This window comes from Paenalcaligenes hermetiae (assembly GCF_039543645.1).
Lineage (GTDB): Bacteria > Pseudomonadota > Gammaproteobacteria > Burkholderiales > Burkholderiaceae_B > Paenalcaligenes > Paenalcaligenes hermetiae.
In genome coordinates this window covers 315807-336575 of record NZ_BAABKD010000009.1, presented here as the reverse complement: position 1 = coordinate 336575, position 20769 = coordinate 315807, and the positions used below count along the sequence as shown (strand labels likewise).

Below are 20769 nucleotides of genomic sequence, written 5' to 3'. Positions count from 1 at the left end.
AATTAAAGCGGATAAATCACGACACTTTGGGTCTTTTTGGCGCGTTTTCTATCGAGAAAAGCTAGCGAATCTTGTTTTAATCGTCAAGCAGCGATATGATTCTAACTGTATCGTCATTTCAGTAATTACTGAAAATTGGAAAAATGTTGGAATTAGAACCACAAGCTGAGCGCTTTATTTTACATTTTGGGGAAATGGGGGGGCGATGGGGCGTGAACCGCACTGTCGGCCAAATCTATGCATTGTTGTTTTTATCTCCCGAGCCACTTAACGCGGAAAACATTGCGGAAACATTAGGCATATCGCGTTCTAATGTTTCCATGAGTCTGCGCGAGCTACAGTCATGGCGCTTAGTGCAAATGGTCCACAAAGTAGGGGACAGACGTGAATATTTTGAGACTCCCAAAGACGTATGGGAGATTTTTCGCGTTCTTGTCGAGGAAAAGCGTAAAAGAGAAATTGATCCAACATTAACTTTATTACGTGGGTTACTTTTAGAGGAGCCTACGAGCGAGCAAGAGGCATATGGGCAGCAGCGCATCACCGATATGCTGGAGTTAATCGAATTGGCGACAAGCTGGTTTGATGAGGTTCATCGTTTACCTCCTGATACGATTAAAAGCCTAATGCGTTTAGGCTCAAAGGTACAAAAAGTATTAGGGGTAGCGGATAAAGTGCGTAAATCAGTCGGTTCGGGAGAATCAAAATGATAGATCTTGATGTGGTTACGCTGTCGCGCTTGCAGTTTGCATTGACAGCGATGTTTCACTTTATATTCGTGCCGCTTACATTAGGGCTCGCCTTTTTACTGGCGATTATGGAAAGCGTCTACGTGATGACCGGTAAGGACATCTGGCGTCGCATGACCATGTTCTGGGGCAAACTCTTTGGCATTAACTTTGCCGTTGGGGTGGCGACCGGGGTGGTGATGGAGTTCCAGTTTGGGATGAACTGGTCCTACTATAGTCATTACGTAGGGGATATTTTCGGGGCCCCCCTAGCGGTAGAAGGGCTGATGGCCTTCTTTATGGAAGCCACTTTTATTGGGCTGTTTTTCTTTGGCTGGAATCGCTTATCCAAAGTGGCGCACTTGATTGTGACCTGGTTGGTTGCAATCGGTGCAAATTTTTCGGCGCTTTGGATTTTAATTGCGAACGGTTGGATGCAGAATCCCGTTGGTGCTTACTTTAATCCTCATACCATGCGTATGGAAATGAACGATTTTGCGGCGGTGATTTTTAATCCCGTAGCTCAAGCGAAATTTGTTCATACGGTAAGCTCTGGCTATGTGCTGGCTTCTATTTTTGTACTAGGGGTAAGCGCTTGGTATGTGTTGCGTGGCCGTCATATTGAGCTCGCACGCCGTTCTATGGTGGTAGCGGCAAGCTTTGGCCTAGCGGGTTCGCTTTCTGTTGTGGTGTTAGGTGATGAGAGCGGCTATTTAAGCACAGAGCATCAGCAGATGAAAATCGCCGCCATGGAATCCATGTGGGAAACTGAGCCTGCGCCTGCTAACTTTAACGTCATCGCAATTCCTAACCAAGAAGCTCGACGCAATGATTTTGCTTTAGAGATTCCTTGGGCCATGGGGATTATCGGAACGCGTTCCTTAACAACGCCTATGTTAGGGATTAATGATCTCGTTGAGCATGCAAAAATTCGTATTGCTCACGGTATTGATGCCTACAATGCCTTACAGGTTTTACGAGCAGACAAAACCGATACGCAAGCACAAGCTGTGTTTGATGAGTATTGGAAAGACTTAGGTTATGCCTTGCTCTTGAAGCGCTATGTAGAGGATCTGAATGAGGCCACCGATGCGCATATTGCTCAAGCCGCATGGGATACCGTGCCTCAGGTTGCCCCCTTATTCTGGACCTTCCGTATTATGGTGGCTCTAGGGTTTTATTTCATTGGCTTCTTTATTGTGGCGTTTTACTTGGCCGCCAAAGATCGCCTTACCGTATCGCCACGTTTTCTTAAATTGGCTGTGTTTACGATCCCCTTGCCGTGGATTGCGGTGGAGTGTGGGTGGTTTGTGGCCGAATTTGGTCGCCAGCCATGGATTATCGAGGGGGTCTTGCCGACTTATTATGCAGCCTCTGGCTTGAGCGTGGCCGACTTAGCGATTAGCTTGGCCATCTTTATTGGCTTATACAGTGTTTTGGCCTTGCTAGGTATTAAAGTGATGCTGCATGCTGTACGCCAAGGTCCGGATGAAGACCCAAAATCCCCAGCAAATGATTTTGCTGCTAGCGCAGTTGCCGCTAAATAAGGAGCGAAAAAAATGGAATCGTTAATTCTGTTTGATTACGACACCATGCGCCACATTTGGTGGTTGCTGTTAGGTGTGTTGCTCATTGCCTTTACGGTGATGGACGGTGCGGACTTGGGCGTGGCGATGCTCTTGCCTTTTGTTGCAAAAACGGACGATGAGCGCCGCGTCCTCTACAACGTGATCGGTCCTGTCTGGGAAGGCAACCAAGTGTGGTTGATTCTAGCCGGTGGTGTGGTGTTTGCCGCGTGGCCTCTGTTGTATGCCATGTCTTTTTCTGGCTTTTATTTAGCCATGATGTTGTTATTGGTAGCCCTGATTTTACGTCCTGTGGCTATCAAATATCGCAGTAAGCTGACATCAGTAAAATGGCGCCAAAACTGGGATATAACGTGGTGTTTAACCGGCTTTGTGGCGGCTCTGGTATTTGGTGTGGCGATTGGTAACGTCATGTTAGGGGTACCTTTCCGCTTCGAACCAGATACTTTACGCCCTGTTTATGAAGGCAGTTTCTTTGGGTTGTTCCAGCCTTTTGCTCTGTTGTGTGGGGTGCTGAGTATTGCCATGATGCTACTCCAAGGTGCAGTAGTTTTGGGCTGGAAGACCGAAGGCGATGTGGCACGTTTATCTAAGCGTTGGGCGGTATGGTCTGGCATCGCTGTGATTGTGTTGTTTGTAATCGGTGGCGTGTGGATAGCATCGGCCGTTACCGGTTATGTCATGGATACCAACCTCATCCCTGCAAATGAAGCATCCAATCCCCTCTTAGATGCTAAAGCCATTTCTGCCCAAGCTGGCGCATGGATGAATATTTACAGTGCTACCCCTCTGGCATGGATTGCCCCTGTGCTGGGTGTGGTAGGTGCTGTACTGGCCATGGCGTTGGTTGGCCGTGGTGGGTTAACCGCGGTCGTCATGTCCTCGTTGAGCATCGCCGGTGTGATTTTGACTTTTGGCTTTTCCACGTATCCGTTCTTGCTGCCATCCTCCTTAGAGCCTGGCGCAAGTTTGACGATTTTTGATGCGTCTGCCAGTCATTTCACCCTGTGGGTTATGTTGTTAATTACAGCGGTGTTTTTACCTTTAATTATTGCTTATACCTCGTGGGTATACCGTGTGATGCGTGGTAAGGTCACTGCCGAAACTGTTAACGACGCCCCTCACGCTTATTAAGGAGTTCTAACAATGTGGTATTTTTCTTGGATTTTAGGTTTGGGTTTAGCATGTGCTTTTTCCATTCTGAACGCCATGTGGTTTGAACTGCGCGTGACGGATGCTAAAGAAAAAGCAGCAAACAACCCCTAGTTATTGCTGTTATGACAACAAAAGCTCCTTCTTCTTCGGAAACGGCTATACAGCGTCGCTGGTTATCTAGCTTGTGGCGTATAGCCCCGGCTGCCATGTTATGGGCGATTCTTGCGCCCTTGGTGGCCGGAGGGGTCTTGGTTTTACAGGCTTGGTTTTTGGCTCAGACCTTAGACCAAGCCATTCGTTTATCTGTTGTCCCTGCGGACTTACTAGGGCAAATGGTGTTAATTGCTGCTTTGATTGCTTTGCGAGCCATTTTGCTTTGGTCCGGAGAGCGTGCTGGTAGTTATGCTTCAGAGCATATTAAGCAGCAGTTGCGTCAACAGTTTTTTGCCCAGCTTTTAGCGCGTGGTCCAGCATGGAGTAAACAAACGCCTGCAGGCTCACTTGCCGTGGCTATTCTTGACCAGGTGCAAGCCTTAGATGGGTATTTGCAGCGGTTTTTGCCCGCTACCATCTCTGCTGTCTTTTTACCGTTAGCTTTTGCTATTGTTGTGATCCCGGTCGACTGGGTTGTGGCCTTGTTGTTTTTGATTAGTGCGCCTTTGATACCTTTATTTATGGCATTAATTGGTATGCGTGCCGAGGCGGCTAATCAAAAACATCAGCAGGTATTAAGTCGTTTGTCAGGGGTGTTTGCCGATCGAATACGTGGCTTATTTACCTTGGCGTTGTTAGGGCGTACACAAGACGAGGTGGCGTCTATACGTTCAGCGAGCCAACGCTTAAGTCAAACCACCATGAAGGTATTACGCATTGCTTTCCTCTCTTCCGCTGTGCTGGAGTTATTTGCGGCATTAGGGGTGGCTGGGGTGGCGGTTTATATCGGTCTAAGTTATCTAGGGATGCTGGGGGAACATTTTTCAGGCTACACCTTACAGCATGGATTATTTTGTTTGCTGTTAGCCCCCGAGGTCTATAACCCTTTGCGACAGATGGCTGCTAGCTATCATGATCGTGCTACCGCCAAGGCCGCAGTACATGGGCTACAGCAGCTTTATTCTCAGTTGCCTGCGTTGGATAATGCGCCACCCCTGCCTACCGTGTCACCGGTGGTACAGGTTGAAAGCACTACTGATACAGATGTGGTGTTGTCAGCGCGGCGGTTGGCAGTACAAACGCCACAAGGGCATGTGTTATTACAGCCTAGTGATTTTTGTCTTTATATCGATCAGCCGGTGGCGCTGATGGGAGCAAGCGGGATTGGTAAAACGACGTTATTAGAAACGCTTCTAGGCTTACGCCCCTATGCCACCGGTCAGATCACGCATTATTTTGACGCGGGACAAGCTGTATTAATTGGTCAGCAGCCTTTTATTGGTTTGGGGTCTATTGCTCAGTTTTTACGTCAGGTGAATCCACAGGCAACGGATGAGCAGTTGTGGGCCGCATTAGCCCAAGCGCAGGCGGCGGACTTTGTGCGAGGCTTAGCATCGGGGTTAGATACGGTGTTGGGGACCCGAGGGCATGGTGTTTCTGGTGGGCAGGCGCACCGATTGGCTTTGGCGCGGCTGTTCTTAACCGATCCTAAATGCATTTTTCTTGATGAGCCAACGGCTTATTTGGATGAAAGCACCCGAGACGCGGTACTAGAAGCTATTTTTGCCTTTTCTAAAGGTCGTGCCTTATTTGTGGCCACGCATGATGAGACGCTTGCTCGGTCGTTTACACATATTTGGCAGTTACAGGATCAACAGCTACATCGTATCAAAGAGGGTGAAGCGTGAGATTTTGGTGGCAATTAGCGGGGCCTTGGTTAAAAGCGCATTGGCGGTTGAGTTTGTTTGCCTTATTGCTGGCGCTCTCTACGGTGTTTGCTGGGGTGGGTTTATTAGCGGTTTCAGGTTGGTTTTTAACGGGTGCTTTTTTAGCAGGTACTACCTTAACCTTTAATTTATTTGCTCCCTCAGCATTAGTGCGGGGGTTGTCGATGTGGCGGATTGCATCACGATATGCAGAGCGTGTTGTTGGCCACAGGGTGACGTTGGATTTACAAGCCGAGATTCGAACCCGTAGTTTTGCCCATTTGGCCACGCTGACACCGGCGCAACTCGCTCAGTATCGCGATGGCGATTTGGTTGCACGGTTAATTCATGATATTGAGCGTTTAGATACTTTCTTTTTGTTGATTATTGCTCCCGCTTTTACGGCTTTGATTGCTGGCGGGGTATTTAGCTTGCTCATGGGCATGGCGCTTCCTTTGATGGGGTGGGTGCTGCTCGTGGTGTTATTGTTAGCAGCGGCTGTACTGCCTTATCTTTTAGCTCGACGCACCGCCAAAGCGGGTCTAGAGGCGCAAAAAACACATGCGGATTTACGCGCTTTGGCTCATGATGCGATTGCTGCGCATACCGATATTTTGGTTTTTGGTATGAGCGGGCAAGCGCAGGCACAGTTTGAGCAGATTGGATTGCGGTTAGCGCAAGCGCAAAAGCGGGTGGCAAATGCGGGTAGCTGGGGTACGTTATTACAACAGCTGTTGATGGGGATCTTTGTTTTGGTCTTATTATGGCTAGGCGCAGAGGCCCATGCGCAAGCAGAGCTAGCGGCCCCGATTTGGGTGGGACTGTTGTTAGGCGCCATGGGCTTATTCGAGGTCATAGGGCCAATTATGCGTGGCGCATCAAGCCTAGGCGCTGTACAAGGGGCGGCTCAACGTCTGCGTGATTTAGCACCTGCCCCCATAGCACCAACGGATGCGGCAGCGGTACCATTACCTCAGACAGGGAGTTTGGTATTGGATCAGGTAACGGTTGCGTATGATAAAACCCCTGTTCTACAGTCTGTGCAGTTATCCTTAGAGCAAGGGCAACGCATTGCAATTCGGGGGGTGAGTGGCACCGGTAAAACCACTTTGCTTATGGCTTTGATGCGCGTGCAGCCGTTACGCTCAGGTCGTATCACTTATGGCGGGGTGGATGTAGCTCAAGTTCCTTTAGCCCAGCTCTACGAGCGTTTTGCCCTGTTGTCACAACACTCGCCTGTGTTTATGGGAACGATTCGACACAATTTGCTCTTGGCGCAGCCCAACGCCGATGACGCGCGTTTATGGCAGGTCTTAGCGCAGGTGCGCTTGGCAGAGCATGTGAAAGCACTCGGTGGTTTAGACGCCTGGGTGGGGGAGGGTGGCAACACGCTATCCACTGGGCAAATACGGCGTTTGAGCTTAGCGCGTGTGCTGCTGTCCAAAGCGTCCGTATGGCTGCTTGATGAGCCCACAGCAGGTTTAGATCGCCTCACAGCGCAAGCCTGGCTCAAAGACTTACACCGGGTGGCAGCAGAGCGCACGGTAATTATTGTTACCCATGCGGATTTGCCTGCTGGTGTGGTGGATCAAAATTACGTGTTACGTGATCGTCAACTATTTCTCGACGAGAACACGACAAATTAGGTGCTTTGGCTCGCTTTTGTGTAAACTTGCTTGTATGCCACAGGCGCATGGGGCGCTTGGGCTTTTTTTGTGGTTATTACTTCTGCTATGCATACCGATCCCGCCGACTATATCCGTCAAACCATACGCAGTGTGCCCAATTGGCCCAAACCCGGTGTGACGTTTAGAGACATCACCCCTGTTTTACAGGACCCGCAATCTTTTCGGGTCTTAATTGACTTGTTTGTGTATCGCTATATGCGGCAACGACTAGACTTGATCGCCGGCATTGATGCACGTGGTTTTATTGTAGGCTCTGTTTTGGCTTACGAACTAAACCTAGGCTTTATTCCCGTACGTAAAAAGGGGAAGCTTCCTTATCAAACCGTGGTAGAGGATTACTCTTTAGAGTATGGCAATGCTTCGGTTGAAATCCACACCGATTCAGTACGCCCTGGACAGCGTGTATTATTAATTGATGACTTGATCGCTACGGGTGGCACGATGGTGGCTGCTTCTCGTTTATTACAACGCCTTGGTGCAAATACGGTAGAAGCCGCGGCGATTATTGACTTACCCGATCTGGGTGGTTCACAAGCCGTAAAGGATGCAGGCTTACCAGTATATACCGTCTGTACCTATCACGAGGACGATCCAGGTAATCAAGGGTAAATGAACACAGATAAAAGCAGCGCACCCAGCTGCTTTTTTTCACTTGAGAAGACGATGTGGTATTTAATTATGGCCTTTAGTGCTGGTGCTGGCATGGCGATGCAGGCAGCCGTGAACTCACAGCTAGGCAAAGCACTATTCGCGCAGCCCTTGTATGCTGCTTTTTGGTCTTTTGCTTCGGGCACCGTATTATTGTTTTTTTTGGCTTTAGCCAAAGGGCAGCTTTTTCAGGCCTTAGGACAGATTCCTGCTCAGCCCTGGTGGCAGCTGATTGGTGGGCTGCTTGGTGCTGGGTTGGTTTTTTCTAGTGTGTTTTTAGCACCCAAATTGGGTGTGGCAAACATGCTGTTTTTTATGATTTTAGGCCAGTTGGTTTTTGGGTTAATTATTGACTCATTTGGCTTGTTTCATATGCCTGTGCGCGTGATTAACTGGCAAAAAATCGTAGGGGTAGGGTTGATTCTATCCGGCTTGCTGATATTCTTTTTTGCTAAAAAGTAATAATAATGATTTGCAATACGTGTTTTAATAATAACTCGTTTTTCTTTTGATATTACCTAATCTTATAAAAGACTAGGTCTAAGGCTTGGCCGCAGAAGCCAAGCGTAGTGATGAGCATGCCACAACCTATTTCTTTAAGTTTTAAAACGCTTTTATTTCCTCTTGCTTTTGCTTTTTTTGAGCTTGCGGTGTATATCGGTAACGATCTGGTGCAGCCCGCTATGTTGAGCGTGACGCAGGGTTTTGGGGTCGATCCGCATTGGGCACCCACGTCTATGTCTGCTTATTTGCTGGGTGGGGCGCTAGTAGCCGCCATTTGGGGGCCTTTATCTGATCAGCTAGGTCGAAGAAAGGTCTTTCTTGGGGGGGCGGTATTTTTTATTGTATGTTGCATAGGGATTTTGTTTACGCAATCAATTGAACAGTTTATGTTGATGCGTGTGCTCCAAGGCACCGCTTTAACCCTGATTTCAGCAGTGGGTTTTGCGGCGATTCAAGAGCATTACACCGAAACCCAAGCGGTCAAAGTGATGGCGTTAATGGCGAATATTACGCTGCTTGCCCCGCTGCTAGGCCCGGTGATAGGGGCAGTGATGATTGAGCATATTTCGTGGCATTGGGGGTTTGTGGCCATAGCCTGTTTGTCCAGTTTTGCTGTATTTGGCTTATTTAAGCATATGCCGGAAACCTTAGCGGTAGAGCAGCGACGTAAGCGTTCTTTGCTAGGTATTTTGCAGGATTTTAAGCAGGTTTTGCTGCATCGAGCTTTTGTGGTGTTGGCCTTAGCTGGTCCACTGCTGGCCTTACCTGTCATGTTATGGATTGCCTTATCTCCCGTTTTTTTAATCGAGGGGTTAGGGCTGAGTAGCGGTCAGTATGCGTTGAGTCAAATTCCTGTGTTAGGCGGGTTGATTTTAGGCAATTTAACCGTAGCGCGTTGGGTGGACCGACTGCCTTTAGGGCGCACCGTGCAAATCGGCTTTCCCTTTGTGCTGGCTGGGGTTGTGATAATGGGCCTAGGAATAATTTGGCCGGTTTACGTGTTATGGGCGCTGATTGTGGGCATGAGTTTGATCGCTTTTGGCGAGGGGCTCAGTTTTGGGGTGTTATACCGTTTTGCGTTGATGTCATCGCCCGTGGCCAAAGGCACGGTAGCTGCAGCCATGGCATTATTAAGCATGACTTTTTTCTCTGTGGGAATTGAGCTAACAAAACAGGCTTATTGGCATTGGCAGCTGTTAGGGGTCTGGCTGGTCAGTGTGGTGGGGGTGATGGCATTTGCTTATTTTTCTTATCCTATCGTAAAAGAAAAAATTCGCCAGGCGCGTTTATAAAAAAAAGCCTGCAACGATAACCGTGCAGGCTTTTTTGTGAGGGCGGCATTAAACTAAAACGCGCTCAATCCCCCCGGCATTGGCTTTTTTCACATAATCTGCCATCCAATTTTCACCAAGTAAATGTTTAGCCATCTCTACCACAATGTAGTCCGCTTCGATTCCTGTATCTCCCTGATAGCGAGCCAGGCCTTGTAGACAGGATGGGCAAGAGGTCAACATTTTGACTTCTGTGTGATCGGTGTCCGCAGCGATCGTTGCTTGGTTTTTTTGAAGCTCTTCGAGCTTGCGGAAGCGAATCTGTGTGGAAATATCGGGGCGCGTAACAGCCAAAGTGCCGGATTCGCCACAGCAGCGCTCAGACTTGATCGTGGGCTCTCCCACTAAGGCTTTGACCGTGCGCATTGGATCTTGCTGTTTCATGGGGGTGTGGCAAGGGTCGTGGTACATATAACGCACGCCTTTAACGTCGTCGAGCTTAATCCCTTTTTCTAAAAGCAGTTCGTGAATATCTATGAGGCGACAGCCTGGGAAGATTTTCTCAAACTCATACATGGATAATTGGTCATAACAGGTGCCGCAGCTGACCACCACGGTTTTAATATCCAGATAGTTAAGTGTGGTGGCCATGCGGTGGAATAAAACGCGGTTGTCTGTGATCATTTGATCCGCTTTTTCAAAGTCGCCATTACCACGTTGGGGGTAACCACAGCAAAGGTAGCCGGGTGGTAGTACGGTTTGAACACCCGCGTGCCAGAGCATGGCTTGAGTAGCTAGCCCAACCTGAGAAAACAGACGCTCGGACCCACAGCCTGGAAAATAGAATACGGCCTCGCTTTCTGTCGTGGTTTTGTAGGGGTCTCGAATAATAGGGACGTAATTGGGGTCTTCAATATCAAGTAGCTTACGAGCAGGTTGTTTAGGCAAACCACCAGGCATTTTTTTATTCACAAAGTGAATCACTTGCTCTTGAATAGGGGCTTTGCCTACCGAGGCCGGCGGGTGTGCGCTTTGCTTGCGTGCGGGCACGGCGAGCAGGTCGTGAGCTAGGCGTTGTGCCTTATAGCCTACCTCGATGGCTTTACGCGTCACATTGATGACTTTTGGGGATTTAGCATTCAAAAAGAACATAGCGGCAGCGGTGCCTGGGTTTGCTGATTTTTTGCCCATGCGGCGCAGCAGATGCCGCATTTCCATAGAAACATCCCCAAAGTCGATATCAACGGGACACGGGTTATAGCATTTATGGCAGACCGTGCAATGATCCCCCACGTCCTCGAATTCTTCCCAATGCTTAAGGCTGATGCCCCGGCGTGTTTGCTCTTCGTAAAGAAAAGCCTCAATCAGCAAAGAGGTAGCAAGAATTTTATTGCGAGGCGAGTAAAGCAGATTAGCACGGGGTACATGAGTAGCGCAGACGGGTTTACATTTGCCACAGCGTAAACAGTCTTTAATTGCGTGGGAGATAGCACCAATTTCGCTACGTTGCATAATCAGGGATTCGTAGCCTAATAGGTTAAAACTAGGCGTCCAGGCCTGAGATAAGTCTGCTCCCGGCATGAGCTTACCTGCATTAAAGCGTCCTTCGGGGTCAATGCGGCGTTTGTAGTCTTGGAAGGGCTGGAGCTCCTCTTGGGTGAGGTATTCGAACTTAGTTAAGCCAATCCCATGCTCGCCAGATATAACACCATCTAAACGACGGGCGATTTGCATAATGCGTGCTACCGTTTCATTGGCTTCTTGGAGCATGCCGTAATCATCAGAGTTTACGGGAATATTGGTATGTACGTTACCATCGCCAGCGTGCATGTGTAACGCCACAAAAACACGACTACGCAGGACGCGATCATGAATAGATTGGATTTGCGCTAAGACCGCCGCACAATCAGCCCCAGGAAAATGTTTTTCCATGGCCGCGCGGATTTCTGTTTTCCATGAAATACGGATGGTGTGATCTTGTAACAGCTCAATTATGTGGACCTCGGGCTGTTCAGATAAGCGGGCTTGGAGAGCAGAAAAGTTGGGGACGGCAAGCTCTTGCAGGGTGTGTAAGTGATCCTTAACCTTAGCGTCTAGATGATGCAAGAGCCAGCTCCAGCGTTGACGTACTTGCTGTAAAGTTGCTAACGCATCGTGGCGACGATCCTCGAGCACAGTTTCACGAGTATGCACGGCATCATCATGATCCACAACTTTGCCTATGGGTAGATCACCATTGAGAAACTGCTCGATTTCATCAATAAGGCGTAGTTTATTTCGAGTAGAAAGCTCGATGTTAATGCGCTCGATTTCGTCCGTGTACTCGCCCATGCGCTCGAGAGGAATTACGACATCCTCGTTGATTTTAAACGCATTGGTGTGGCGGGCAATGGCGGCTGTGCGAGCACGATCTAACCAAAAACGTTTACGCGCTTCGGCGTTGACTGCTACAAAGCCTTCGCCATGACGTGAGTTGGCTAAACGTATGACCTCACTTGCGGCCTTGGCAACGGCATTTTCATCATCACCAACGATATCGCCAATTAGTACCATTTTGGGTAGGCCGTTACGTTTGCTTTTGGTGGCATAGCCTACTGCACGCAGATAACGCTCATCAAGATGTTCCAGACCAGCAAGCAAAGCGCCCATGGCTTTGCCTTCATGGTCGAGATAGTTTTTGATTTCAACAATAGCGGGTACGGCATGGCGAGCCGAGCCAAAGAACTCTAAACAAACAGTGCGGGTCTGTTCGGGCATGCGATGTAAAATCCAGCGTGCTGCGGTAATGATGCCGTCACAGCCCTCTTTTTGTACACCTGGCAAGCCAGCTAAAAATTTATCCGTGACGTCTTTGCCTAAGCCGGCTTTACGGAAACGGTGACCAGCAATCGTCAGGGTTTCTTGGCGTAGCAGCTTTGCGCCAGGCGCATGTGCGCCATCGTACCAGTGCAGTTCAAAGACAGCCTCTTCGACCTCGTGAATTTTGCCTAAGTTATGATTAATGCGCGTGACCTCGAGCCAGTTGCCTTCAGGATCAACCATACGCCACCAGCTTAGGTTATCCAAGGCAGTGCCCCAGAGTACCGCTTTTTTGCCACCAGCGTTCATGGCTACGTTGCCCCCGATACAGGAAGCATCGGCAGAGGTAGGGTCCACTGCAAAAACGCGTCCTGCCGCTTGGGCGGCTTCATCGACCCGCCGCGTGACGACACCGGCACCGGTTAAGATGGTATGAGTTGGCTCGCTGACACCAGGTAGTTGAATACATTCCACGGGGCCGATAGCGTCTAGTTTTTCTGTATTGATGACGGCCGAGCGTGCACTTAGAGGGATGGCTCCGCCGGTATAACCGGTGCCGCCCCCACGAGGAATAATGGTAAGGCGTAATTCAATACAGGCGCGGACCAACGCGGCGATTTCCTCTTCGGAATCAGGGGTTAAGACCACAAATGGGTATTCGACGCGCCAGTCGGTGGCATCAGTAACATGCGAGACACGAGATAGCCCATCAAATTTAATATTGTCTTTGGCGGTGATATTGGCTAGGCGTTTTTGGATTTGTTGGCGTAGTTCTCGAGCCTCGTGAAAGGCTCGCTCAAAATCGTTAACCGCTTGGCGTGCGGCAGAAAGTAGGGTGAGGACTTTATGGTCACGCTCCGGAACCTCGATCTCTCGGCGAGCATTGATTTCGTTGAGCCGATGGCTTAATGCTTCGATGAGCTGTTGCAAACGCTTAGGGTTATGCAGCAAATCATCTTGTAAGTAAGGGTTGCGACGCACTACCCAAATATCACCTAGTACTTCGAATAACATACGAGCTGAGCGGCCAGTTTTACGCTCTGAGCGCAGCTCAGATAGCTTTTCCCAGGCTTCTGCTCCAAGCAGGCGTAGTACGATCTCGCGATCGGAGTACGAAGTATAGTTGTAAGGGATTTCGCGTAAACGATGAGTGGATTCAGACGCATTAGCGGCTAAAAATTGGCTGGCGACCGGAGCATTCATAATGTTCTGACTAAAAGCCTTGAGAAAGATTAAGCAATAAGAGAACCCTTTAGTGTAAATCATTCATTGCAATTGGGTGCAGTGAGTTGTGGTTTTTATGGCGCGTTCCGTTCATTTAAGCCCAGCCCAAATGGGGCAGTATCCAGATAATCGCTGCTGTCATGATGGTATAGCGTAAAAGTTTGCCGATCGCCATATAAATTAAACTGGGGAGCAAAGGCATGCGCATCCAGCCGGCTATTGCACAAAGCGGATCGCCAACAATAGGCAGCCATGAAAACAATAGCGCCTTAGGTCCGAGTTTTTGTAGCCACTGGCTGATCTGCTGATGCCAACGTCCACCGGTTTTTTGTGCATAATGCGACTGTTTGTCATCATGTGGGTGTTTTTCACGCCATGTTTCATAGGTTTTGACGGCGCCTAGGCCCATCCAGTAGCTGATGGCTCCCCCTAGGGTGTTGCCTATTGTTGCCACGACAATAGCCGCCCAAAACATGGTTGGGGCTAGGGTGACATAGGCAAGAACCGCGGGTTCGGAGCCTAAGGGGAGTAGCGTGGCTGAAACCAAGCTAATGATAAATATGGCACTGAGACCAATTTCAGGTAAAGCTAAAACCTGTAAAAGCCACAGTACGGCATCGTGTGTCCACGCTTCCATGTAATTCCAAATCAAAATACAGCATAAAAAGGCGAGCTACGCCTATTTTCAGTGTGCATATGTTATTCTTTTTTGTTTTAATCGCGTCTATTTTTGCCGTGTTAAGCGGTATAGAGTAAAGAATCTACCCATTATGTCCAACGACTATCTTAAACGTACTTTGACTTCTAAGGTCTACGATGTGGTGTCAGAGACACCTTTAGAGCTCGCTCCTTTGGCTTCTGCCCAACTTAATAACCGTATTTTACTTAAACGCGAAGATCAATTGGCGGTTTTTAGCTTTAAGTTACGTGGTGCATATAACAAAATGGCTCAGATGCCGGCAGAAGACTTAGCTAAAGGGGTTATTGCGGCTTCGGCTGGTAACCATGCGCAAGGCGTAGCCTTTTCAGCTAAACGTTTAGGTATTCGTGCGGTGATTGTGATGCCTGTCACCACCCCTCAATTAAAAATTGAAGCCGTGCGCAATTTGGGTGGCGAAGTGGTATTGGCAGGGGAAAGTTTTACCGATGCCTATGACCATGCGGTGACCTTAATGGAAAAAGAAGGGTTAACTTTTGTTCACCCTTTTGACGATCCGGATGTGATTGCGGGCCAAGGTACGATCGGTATGGAGATTTTACATCAGCACCCCGGGCCCATTGATGCGATTTTTGTGCCTATTGGTGGGGGCGGTTTAATTGCGGGGGTAGCCGCTTATATTAAACAGTTACGCCCAGAGATTAAGATTATTGGGGTACAAACCGAAGATTCCGCTGCTATGCAGCGCAGTGTTAAAGCGAAACGTCGCTTGGTGTTAAATGACGTGGGGTTATTCTCGGATGGCACTGCTGTCAAGCAGGTAGGGTCAGAGACGTTTAAACTAACACAAAAATACGTGGATGACTTTGTGTTGGTAGATACGGATGCGATTTGTGCAGCGATTAAAGACGTTTTCCAAGATACACGTAGTGTGTTGGAGCCCGCAGGGGCTTTAGCCATGGCGGGAGCCAAAAAATATATCCGTGAGCATCAGCTTACAGGAAAAACATGTATTGCCATCACCTCTGGGGCAAACATGAACTTTGATCGCTTGCGTTTTGTTGCGGAGCGTGCCGAAGTAGGCTTAGCGCGAGAGGCGCTTTTTGCTGTCACACTCCCTGAAAAGCATGGAAGTTTTTTACGTTTATGCGAGGCTTTGGGGGATCGGTCTGTCACCGAGTTTAACTACCGTATCTCCGATGCAGAGACGGCTCATGTTTTTGTGGGATTACAAATACAATCCGCACAGGAAATCGATCATTTAGAGCAGCATTTTATGGATCAGGGCTTTCCTACGCTTAATTTGACGAATAATGAAATGGCTAAAACCCATTTGCGTTATATGGTGGGCGGTAAATCTGATTTGGCACATCACGAAGTGTTATACCGCTTTGAGTTTCCTGAGCGGCCTGGAGCGTTGCGCCGTTTTTTAAGCTGTATGAACCCAGAGTGGAATATCAGTTTGTTCCATTATCGTAATCAGGGTGATGACTATGGACGTATCCTAGTAGGGATCCAAGTACCACCAGCCGACAAAAAAGATTTTAAGGTATTTTTAGATGAGCTTGGTTATCCTTATTGGAATGAAAGTGATAATCCAGCGTATAAACTGTTCCTATAGCGAAGAAAAAAGCGGGCTAAGCCCGCTTTTTTATTTGGCAAATAATGAATCTAAAGAGTGAAAAGCTTTAAACTCCAAGGCGTTACCAGAGGGGTCCATGAAAAACATGGTGGCTTGCTCCCCGGGTTGGCCTTTAAAGCGCACATATGGCTCGATAACAAACTCCGTGCCGTCTTTTTTAAGGCGGTCGGCTAGAGCCTCCCAAGTGGGCATATCTAAGACCACACCAAAATGTCGCACCGGCACATTGTGTTCGTCCACATCACTGGTGGCGACAGGATTGCATTCATTAGGTGCTAAGTGTGCCACGATTTGATGGCCATATAAATTAAAATCGATCCATTGATCAGAAGATCGACCTTCTGGACAGCCGAGTTTTTTACCATAAAACTCACGCGCTTCTTCTAGGTCGCGTACGGGGAAAGCTAAGTGAAATGGACGTAATTCTGTTTGTGACACGATGGATCTCCATAATGAGTGTTCTTACGCCTCTATCATAGCCTTATGTGTTAGCAAAGCGAACTCGCTCTTTAGGAAAATGGATGCTAAAGGTGCTACCAGCGCCATAACGGCTTTTAATATCGAGCTCAGCTTGGTGTCGCGCAACGACATGGCGAGTAATAGCTAAGCCTAGTCCTGTGCCTCCTGTCGCACGTGAGCGTCCTTTATCTGCGCGATAAAATCGTTCCGTCAGGCGAGGAATATCTTGAGGGGCAATGCCAATCCCTGTGTCTTGAACGGAATAGGTGGCGGAGCCGTCCTCATTAAGTACCCAGCTCGTTGTAATCGTGCCGTCTTTGGGCGTATAGCGTATGGCATTAGTCAGTAAGTTACCTATAGCAGAGGCTAATTCGGTTTCTGCGCCCTCAACCCAGAGATTGTCATCGATATATGTGACAAAAACATGTTGACCATCAGATAGGGCTTTGGCTCGCTGCAGCGCTTGCTCGATAACGCAGTTAAGGGGCACGGCGGTGTTTTCAGCTGTAGGAGAAGACTCTAAGGTCGATAGGGTTAATAGGTCCGACACAATAGCTTGCATGTGCTGGGCTTGTTCTAGCATCATTTGCTCATAGCGTACTCGCTGTTCCATAGGCAAGGAGTCAGCGGGCATATCGCGTAGCGTTTCTAAAAAGCCCAGAAGCACTGTTAGTGGTGTCCGTAACTCATGGGAAACATTGGCTACAAAATCTTTGCGTGTGGTTTCGAGTTTTTCGACTTGGGTGACATCTCGGGTGACGAGTAAAAATTGGCCGAAACCATAGGGAGTCAGCTGCAATAAAAGAGCACGTTCCGGACCGCGCTGATTGATATGTAGTAATAAAGGCTGATCCCATTGGCGAGTATGCGCATAATGTGCAAACTCAGGGGTACGAACAATATTAAAAATACTTTGATGCCGATCTGTCGCCAGATTTAAGCCAAGATGTTGACTGGCAGTTTTATTGCACCATTGTATAGTCATGGACTGGTCCAAGGTCACGGCGCCATCGGGTAAGGCCTCGGCCGCCATCATCATGCCTTCTAAATGGCGGTTGAGAGTTTGAATTTGTTCGCGATTTTGTTTAAGGCGTCGATAGATAGGCGCTAATATATCGTCCCAAGGGCCAACAGCAGCTGGAGGGGCGGCGTCTACGTCTCGTACCCAAAGCTGGATCTTTTGAAGTTGGCGTCCACTCGTGAGCACCAGAGTCAGTAGGCCGAGTGCAAATGCGCCCCATCCTATGGCTGCGCCTAGCCATAGACCTAAAGCCAGTGAGAGGAGGGCCCATAAACTGACGGTGCTCAGGGTTTTCTTCATAACGGTGGTTTATTTATTGGGGCGCTCTGGTAAAACGGCTGCAAAACGATAGCCAGCGCCACGTATGGTTTCAATATGAGCATCATGGCCACTTGGTTCAAGCGCTTTGCGCAAGCGTCGAATATGCACGTCTACTGTGCGCTCTTCAACAAAAACGTGATCCCCCCAAACTTTGTCTAAAAGCTGGGCTCGTGAAAAAACACGTTCTGTGTGGGTCATGAAAAAATGTAATAAACGAAATTCTGTAGGCCCAATGGTAAGCGTTTTTTCATCCCCCGTCACCCGATGCGTAGTGGGGTCTAAGCGTAGACTGCCGATTTCAATGATATCATCGGTTAATTGCGGAGCGCGTCGACGTAAAACGGCTTTGATGCGAGCTAGTAACTCTTTAGGGGAAAAGGGTTTGGTGATGTAATCATCCGCGCCAGCTTCTAGGCCATCCACCTTGTCGGATTCCGCGCCTTTGGCAGTAAGCATAATGATAGGCACTTGTCGTGTGCGCTCATCGGAGCGTAGTTTTTTAGCTAGTGTGATACCTGATGCGCCAGGAAGCATCCAGTCGAGTAAAATAAGATCAGGCAGCTCAGCACGAATCAAGGTTTGTGCCTGCTCGGCATCATAAGCCCGTAATACCTTGTGGCCGGCAAAGGATAAATTCACCGCAATTAGTTCCTGGATCGCGGGTTCGTCTTCAATAACAAGAATAGTGGTGCTCATGGTGCTGAAATAAAACTGAGATAATTAACAATAGCTCCATAATATGGCGTTAATGTTTCAGGTTTGTGAAAATTCGATGTAAATATATGGACTTTTTCAGCGGACGCTTCGCTTTTTAGTGGCTTTTTACGGTACGATTACAGCATCATGGAAAATAAAACACCTCAACCCCAGTCTACTGAAACCACGCACTTTGGTTTTCAAACGGTCGCTGAGCATGAAAAGGCCACCAAAGTTGCAGAGGTTTTTCACTCAGTAGCGCAGCGCTATGACGTCATGAATGATTTGATGTCAGGTGGACTGCATCGCATTTGGAAATCGTTCACTATTGGTCGCGCCGCAGTGCGACCGGGTATGAAAATTCTGGATATCGCCGGTGGTACGGGCGATCTTTCCAAGGCTTTTGCTCGCAAAGTCGGTCCCAGTGGCCAGGTTTGGCTAACTGATATTAATAGCTCTATGTTAGGTGTTGGGCGAGATCGTCTGCTAGACAAGGGTATTGTGACACCAGTTGCTGTGTGTGATGCTGAGTATCTTCCCTTTCCTGATGGCTATTTTGATCGTGTCAGTGTGGCTTTTGGCTTGCGCAATATGACACACAAAGATCAGGCGTTGGCAGAAATGTATCGGGTGTTAAAACCTGGTGGGAAATTACTTGTACTCGAGTTTTCTCAAATTGCTAAACCTTTGGCTCCGGCTTACGATTGGTATTCATTTAATATCTTGCCCAAGATAGGAAAAATCGTAGCACAAGATGAAGACAGCTATCGTTATTTAGCGGAATCAATTCGCATGCACCCAGATCAAGAAACCCTGGCACAAATGATGCGTGACGTGGGGTTAGAGCGCGTACAGTATTTTAACTTAACGGCAGGTATTTGCGCTTTGCACGAAGGAATTCGGCTTGATTAGTTAGAGTTATTGTTACGCTATTAAATAAAGCAGCATCGTTGTAAGATGCTGCTTTTGCTGTTTTTGGAGGAAAAATGCAGAAAAATAAATATAGGCTGGAGGAGTATCCCTTACGCTTAGAAGAGCGCTTGCGTTATCGTGATACGGATGCTCAGGGACATATTAATAATGCCGTGTACGTAACACTTTTAGAAGTGGGGCGTGTGCAGTTGTTACGTGATCCTAAACATAAACTAGGACATGGTAAAACCATGTTTATGATGGCTCATATTTCTGTGGATTATTTGGCAGAGCTAACATGGCCGAATACGGTCACTATAGGAACACGAGTCATACATATTGGCACAACCTCTTTTACAACAGAGCAAGTGATTTTTGTAGGGGATACCTGTGTGGCTGTAGGTAAAACCGTGATCGTGACAGCAGATCGAGAAACACGCCAAAAAAAACCGTTGTCAGAGGAAACTAAGACGGCACTGAAAAGCATTATGTGAGCGGAAAAAATAAAGTAAAAGCCCTTTTTATGCTATGCTGTCAGCTTATAGTCAGTTTACATCCACTGTATAGGGTGGGGTGATACCGCCCACAGGAGCATTTATGATTTCTAAACGTTTATCCCGTTTTGCGGCGGTAGCCGTTCTTGCGATATCTACCCTTACTATGTTGACGGCATCGTTTGATGCCGAGGCACGTCGAATTGGCGGGGGCAAAAGCTTCGGGCGCCAATCCACTAATGTTATGAAACAACGTCAAGCTGTGCAGCCACCAGCTGCTACAGCCAATCGCAATGCGGCCACACCGGCCAATGCCAATGCGGCTCGTAATAGTGCTGCGCAGCAGCCCAAAAGCGGTTTTTCTCGCTTTTTAGGTCCTATTGCAGGGATTGCGGCAGGTTTGGGCATTGCGGCGCTATTATCTAGCCTAGGCTTAGGCGGGCCCTTGTTAGAAGCACTGTCTAGCATGGTGCTTATTGGTCTAGTGATTTTTGCGGTGATGTTCTTGGTACGTCGTTTACGTGGTGGTGCAGCACGCCCAGTTACGCAGGCGGCGAATACATCTGCCCCAATGTATCGTGAGTCATCGCCACAAATGCCGGCGTCGTCCCCTGCAATGGGGTCTACGGCGGCAACGGCAGGGGCTGCCTCCGTTGCAGCAAGCGCTCAGTCATCGACTCAAGAAATCGATCCTTCTTGGTTTATCCCAGCTGATTTTGATATCTCGGTCTTTTTAAATAATGCTAAACAGCAATTCCGCCATATTCAGGAGCTATGGGATCAGGGTAATCCTGCTGCATTGCGCGAATACCTAACGGATGACTTACTGAAAGAGCTCACCCCAGAAATCACAGCACGCGAGGGCGGGCAACAAACACAGATCGTGTTGTTGAATGCTGAGCTGTTGGGTATTGAAAAAGTGGCGGACGGACATTTGGCTAGCGTACGCTATTCAGGCATGTTACGCGAAACGCCAGACTCTGAAGCATTTAGTTTTGAAGAGGTTTGGAACCTTTACAAAGCGGATAATAGCGGTTGGTTGTTGGCTGGTATCCAACAGATTAACCCAAGCCACTAATCCCTTATACTACGGGTTAAACTAAG

18 protein-coding genes are annotated in these 20769 nt (G+C 48.3%); 13 read left to right on the top strand and 5 right to left on the bottom strand.

From position 1 onward, the window contains the following. Window positions 1-146: 146 nt before the first annotated feature. The 9 genes from ABD980_RS07315 (at window position 147) to ABD980_RS07275 (ending at window position 9460) form a co-directional block, all read left to right on the top strand. A complete protein-coding gene (locus tag ABD980_RS07315) occupies window positions 147-710 on the top strand; it encodes a GbsR/MarR family transcriptional regulator (protein WP_300646593.1) in 564 nt (187 codons plus the stop codon). After that, on the top strand, window positions 707-2275 hold the full coding sequence (locus ABD980_RS07310; protein ID WP_300646584.1) for a cytochrome ubiquinol oxidase subunit I: 1569 nt from the start codon (window positions 707-709) through the stop codon (window positions 2273-2275). Before ABD980_RS07315 ends, ABD980_RS07310 begins: the two co-directional genes overlap by 4 nt. Window positions 2276-2287: 12 nt before the next feature. After that, a complete protein-coding gene (gene cydB, locus ABD980_RS07305; protein WP_345370670.1) occupies window positions 2288-3448 on the top strand; it encodes a cytochrome d ubiquinol oxidase subunit II in 1161 nt (386 codons plus the stop codon). 12 nt (window positions 3449-3460) lie between these two features. Beyond that, the gene (gene cydX, locus ABD980_RS07300; RefSeq protein ID WP_345370669.1) at window positions 3461-3580 is read left to right on the top strand and encodes a cytochrome bd-I oxidase subunit CydX; all 120 of its coding nucleotides are present in this window, start codon (window positions 3461-3463) and stop codon (window positions 3578-3580) included. An 11-nt stretch (window positions 3581-3591) separates the two neighbouring features. Beyond that, a complete protein-coding gene (gene cydD, locus ABD980_RS07295; RefSeq protein ID WP_345370668.1) occupies window positions 3592-5310 on the top strand; it encodes a thiol reductant ABC exporter subunit CydD in 1719 nt (572 codons plus the stop codon). After that, window positions 5307-6974, top strand: a complete 1668-nt coding sequence (gene cydC, locus ABD980_RS07290; RefSeq protein ID WP_345370667.1) for a thiol reductant ABC exporter subunit CydC — start codon at window positions 5307-5309, stop codon at window positions 6972-6974. Before cydD ends, cydC begins: the two co-directional genes overlap by 4 nt. An 87-nt stretch (window positions 6975-7061) precedes the next feature. Further along, the gene (locus ABD980_RS07285; RefSeq protein WP_260650341.1) at window positions 7062-7625 is read left to right on the top strand and encodes an adenine phosphoribosyltransferase; all 564 of its coding nucleotides are present in this window, start codon (window positions 7062-7064) and stop codon (window positions 7623-7625) included. A gap of 54 nt (window positions 7626-7679) precedes the next feature. Continuing rightward, on the top strand, window positions 7680-8126 hold the full coding sequence (locus tag ABD980_RS07280) for a DMT family transporter (protein ID WP_345370665.1): 447 nt from the start codon (window positions 7680-7682) through the stop codon (window positions 8124-8126). A gap of 110 nt (window positions 8127-8236) precedes the next feature. After that, complete coding sequence (locus ABD980_RS07275) at window positions 8237-9460, top strand: MFS transporter (RefSeq protein WP_345370663.1); 1224 nt, start codon at window positions 8237-8239, stop codon at window positions 9458-9460. Window positions 9461-9508: 48 nt separating this feature from the next. On the opposite strand, the gene ABD980_RS07270 is transcribed toward ABD980_RS07275, so the two are convergent. Together ABD980_RS07270 and ABD980_RS07265 are read right to left on the bottom strand one after the other, a co-directional pair. Beyond that, window positions 9509-13441, bottom strand: coding sequence for a DUF3683 domain-containing protein (locus tag ABD980_RS07270; protein ID WP_345370661.1), 3933 nt, complete (start codon window positions 13439-13441; stop codon window positions 9509-9511). Window positions 13442-13556: 115 nt separating this feature from the next. Further along, a complete protein-coding gene (locus ABD980_RS07265; protein ID WP_345370659.1) occupies window positions 13557-14099 on the bottom strand; it encodes a YqaA family protein in 543 nt (180 codons plus the stop codon). 133 nt (window positions 14100-14232) lie between these two features. Here ABD980_RS07265 and ilvA point away from each other — a divergent pair, with 133 nt between their 5' ends. Then, window positions 14233-15741 carry a threonine ammonia-lyase, biosynthetic gene (gene ilvA, locus ABD980_RS07260; protein ID WP_345370657.1) on the top strand — a complete coding sequence of 503 codons (1509 nt, stop codon included), beginning with the start codon at window positions 14233-14235 and terminating at the stop codon, window positions 15739-15741. A 30-nt stretch (window positions 15742-15771) separates the two neighbouring features. Here the strand turns inward: ilvA and ABD980_RS07255 are convergent, their stop codons facing one another. From ABD980_RS07255 to phoB, 3 genes are read right to left on the bottom strand one after another with little or no spacing between them, the layout of a single operon-like run. Then, window positions 15772-16200 carry a VOC family protein gene (locus tag ABD980_RS07255; RefSeq protein ID WP_377536111.1) on the bottom strand — a complete coding sequence of 143 codons (429 nt, stop codon included), beginning with the start codon at window positions 16198-16200 and terminating at the stop codon, window positions 15772-15774. Between the two features lie 43 nt (window positions 16201-16243). Further along, window positions 16244-17542 carry a phosphate regulon sensor histidine kinase PhoR gene (gene phoR / locus ABD980_RS07250; protein ID WP_345370655.1) on the bottom strand — a complete coding sequence of 433 codons (1299 nt, stop codon included), beginning with the start codon at window positions 17540-17542 and terminating at the stop codon, window positions 16244-16246. Between the two features lie 9 nt (window positions 17543-17551). After that, complete coding sequence (gene phoB, locus ABD980_RS07245) at window positions 17552-18259, bottom strand: phosphate regulon transcriptional regulator PhoB (protein WP_260650201.1); 708 nt, start codon at window positions 18257-18259, stop codon at window positions 17552-17554. Between the two features lie 147 nt (window positions 18260-18406). Here phoB and ubiE point away from each other — a divergent pair, with 147 nt between their 5' ends. The 3 genes from ubiE (at window position 18407) to ABD980_RS07230 (ending at window position 20743) form a co-directional block, all read left to right on the top strand. Then, window positions 18407-19171, top strand: coding sequence for a bifunctional demethylmenaquinone methyltransferase/2-methoxy-6-polyprenyl-1,4-benzoquinol methylase UbiE (gene ubiE / locus ABD980_RS07240; protein WP_260650200.1), 765 nt, complete (start codon window positions 18407-18409; stop codon window positions 19169-19171). 74 nt (window positions 19172-19245) lie between these two features. Continuing rightward, the gene (locus tag ABD980_RS07235; protein ID WP_300646882.1) at window positions 19246-19665 is read left to right on the top strand and encodes an acyl-CoA thioesterase; all 420 of its coding nucleotides are present in this window, start codon (window positions 19246-19248) and stop codon (window positions 19663-19665) included. 103 nt (window positions 19666-19768) lie between these two features. Beyond that, the gene (locus ABD980_RS07230; protein ID WP_300646883.1) at window positions 19769-20743 is read left to right on the top strand and encodes a Tim44 domain-containing protein; all 975 of its coding nucleotides are present in this window, start codon (window positions 19769-19771) and stop codon (window positions 20741-20743) included. Window positions 20744-20769: the final 26 nt, after the last annotated feature.

Excerpts from the sequence above, each read along its gene's own strand:
- ubiE (WP_260650200.1), top strand. The coding sequence starts at position 18,407 with ATGGAAAATAAAACACCTCAACCCCAGTCTACTGAAACCACGCACTTT.
- cydX (WP_345370669.1), top strand. The coding sequence starts at position 3,461 with ATGTGGTATTTTTCTTGGATTTTAGGTTTGGGTTTAGCATGTGCTTTT.
- ABD980_RS07310 (WP_300646584.1), top strand. The coding sequence starts at position 707 with ATGATAGATCTTGATGTGGTTACGCTGTCGCGCTTGCAGTTTGCATTG.
- ABD980_RS07235 (WP_300646882.1), top strand. The coding sequence starts at position 19,246 with ATGCAGAAAAATAAATATAGGCTGGAGGAGTATCCCTTACGCTTAGAA.
- ABD980_RS07280 (WP_345370665.1), top strand. The coding sequence starts at position 7,680 with ATGTGGTATTTAATTATGGCCTTTAGTGCTGGTGCTGGCATGGCGATG.
- ABD980_RS07270 (WP_345370661.1), bottom strand. The coding sequence starts at position 13,441 with ATGAATGCTCCGGTCGCCAGCCAATTTTTAGCCGCTAATGCGTCTGAA.
- ABD980_RS07285 (WP_260650341.1), top strand. The coding sequence starts at position 7,062 with ATGCATACCGATCCCGCCGACTATATCCGTCAAACCATACGCAGTGTG.
- ABD980_RS07275 (WP_345370663.1), top strand. The coding sequence starts at position 8,237 with ATGAGCATGCCACAACCTATTTCTTTAAGTTTTAAAACGCTTTTATTT.
- ABD980_RS07265 (WP_345370659.1), bottom strand. The coding sequence starts at position 14,099 with ATGGAAGCGTGGACACACGATGCCGTACTGTGGCTTTTACAGGTTTTA.
- ABD980_RS07230 (WP_300646883.1), top strand. The coding sequence starts at position 19,769 with ATGATTTCTAAACGTTTATCCCGTTTTGCGGCGGTAGCCGTTCTTGCG.
- cydD (WP_345370668.1), top strand. The coding sequence starts at position 3,592 with ATGACAACAAAAGCTCCTTCTTCTTCGGAAACGGCTATACAGCGTCGC.
- ilvA (WP_345370657.1), top strand. The coding sequence starts at position 14,233 with ATGTCCAACGACTATCTTAAACGTACTTTGACTTCTAAGGTCTACGAT.
- phoB (WP_260650201.1), bottom strand. The coding sequence starts at position 18,259 with ATGAGCACCACTATTCTTGTTATTGAAGACGAACCCGCGATCCAGGAA.
- cydB (WP_345370670.1), top strand. The coding sequence starts at position 2,288 with ATGGAATCGTTAATTCTGTTTGATTACGACACCATGCGCCACATTTGG.
- phoR (WP_345370655.1), bottom strand. The coding sequence starts at position 17,542 with ATGAAGAAAACCCTGAGCACCGTCAGTTTATGGGCCCTCCTCTCACTG.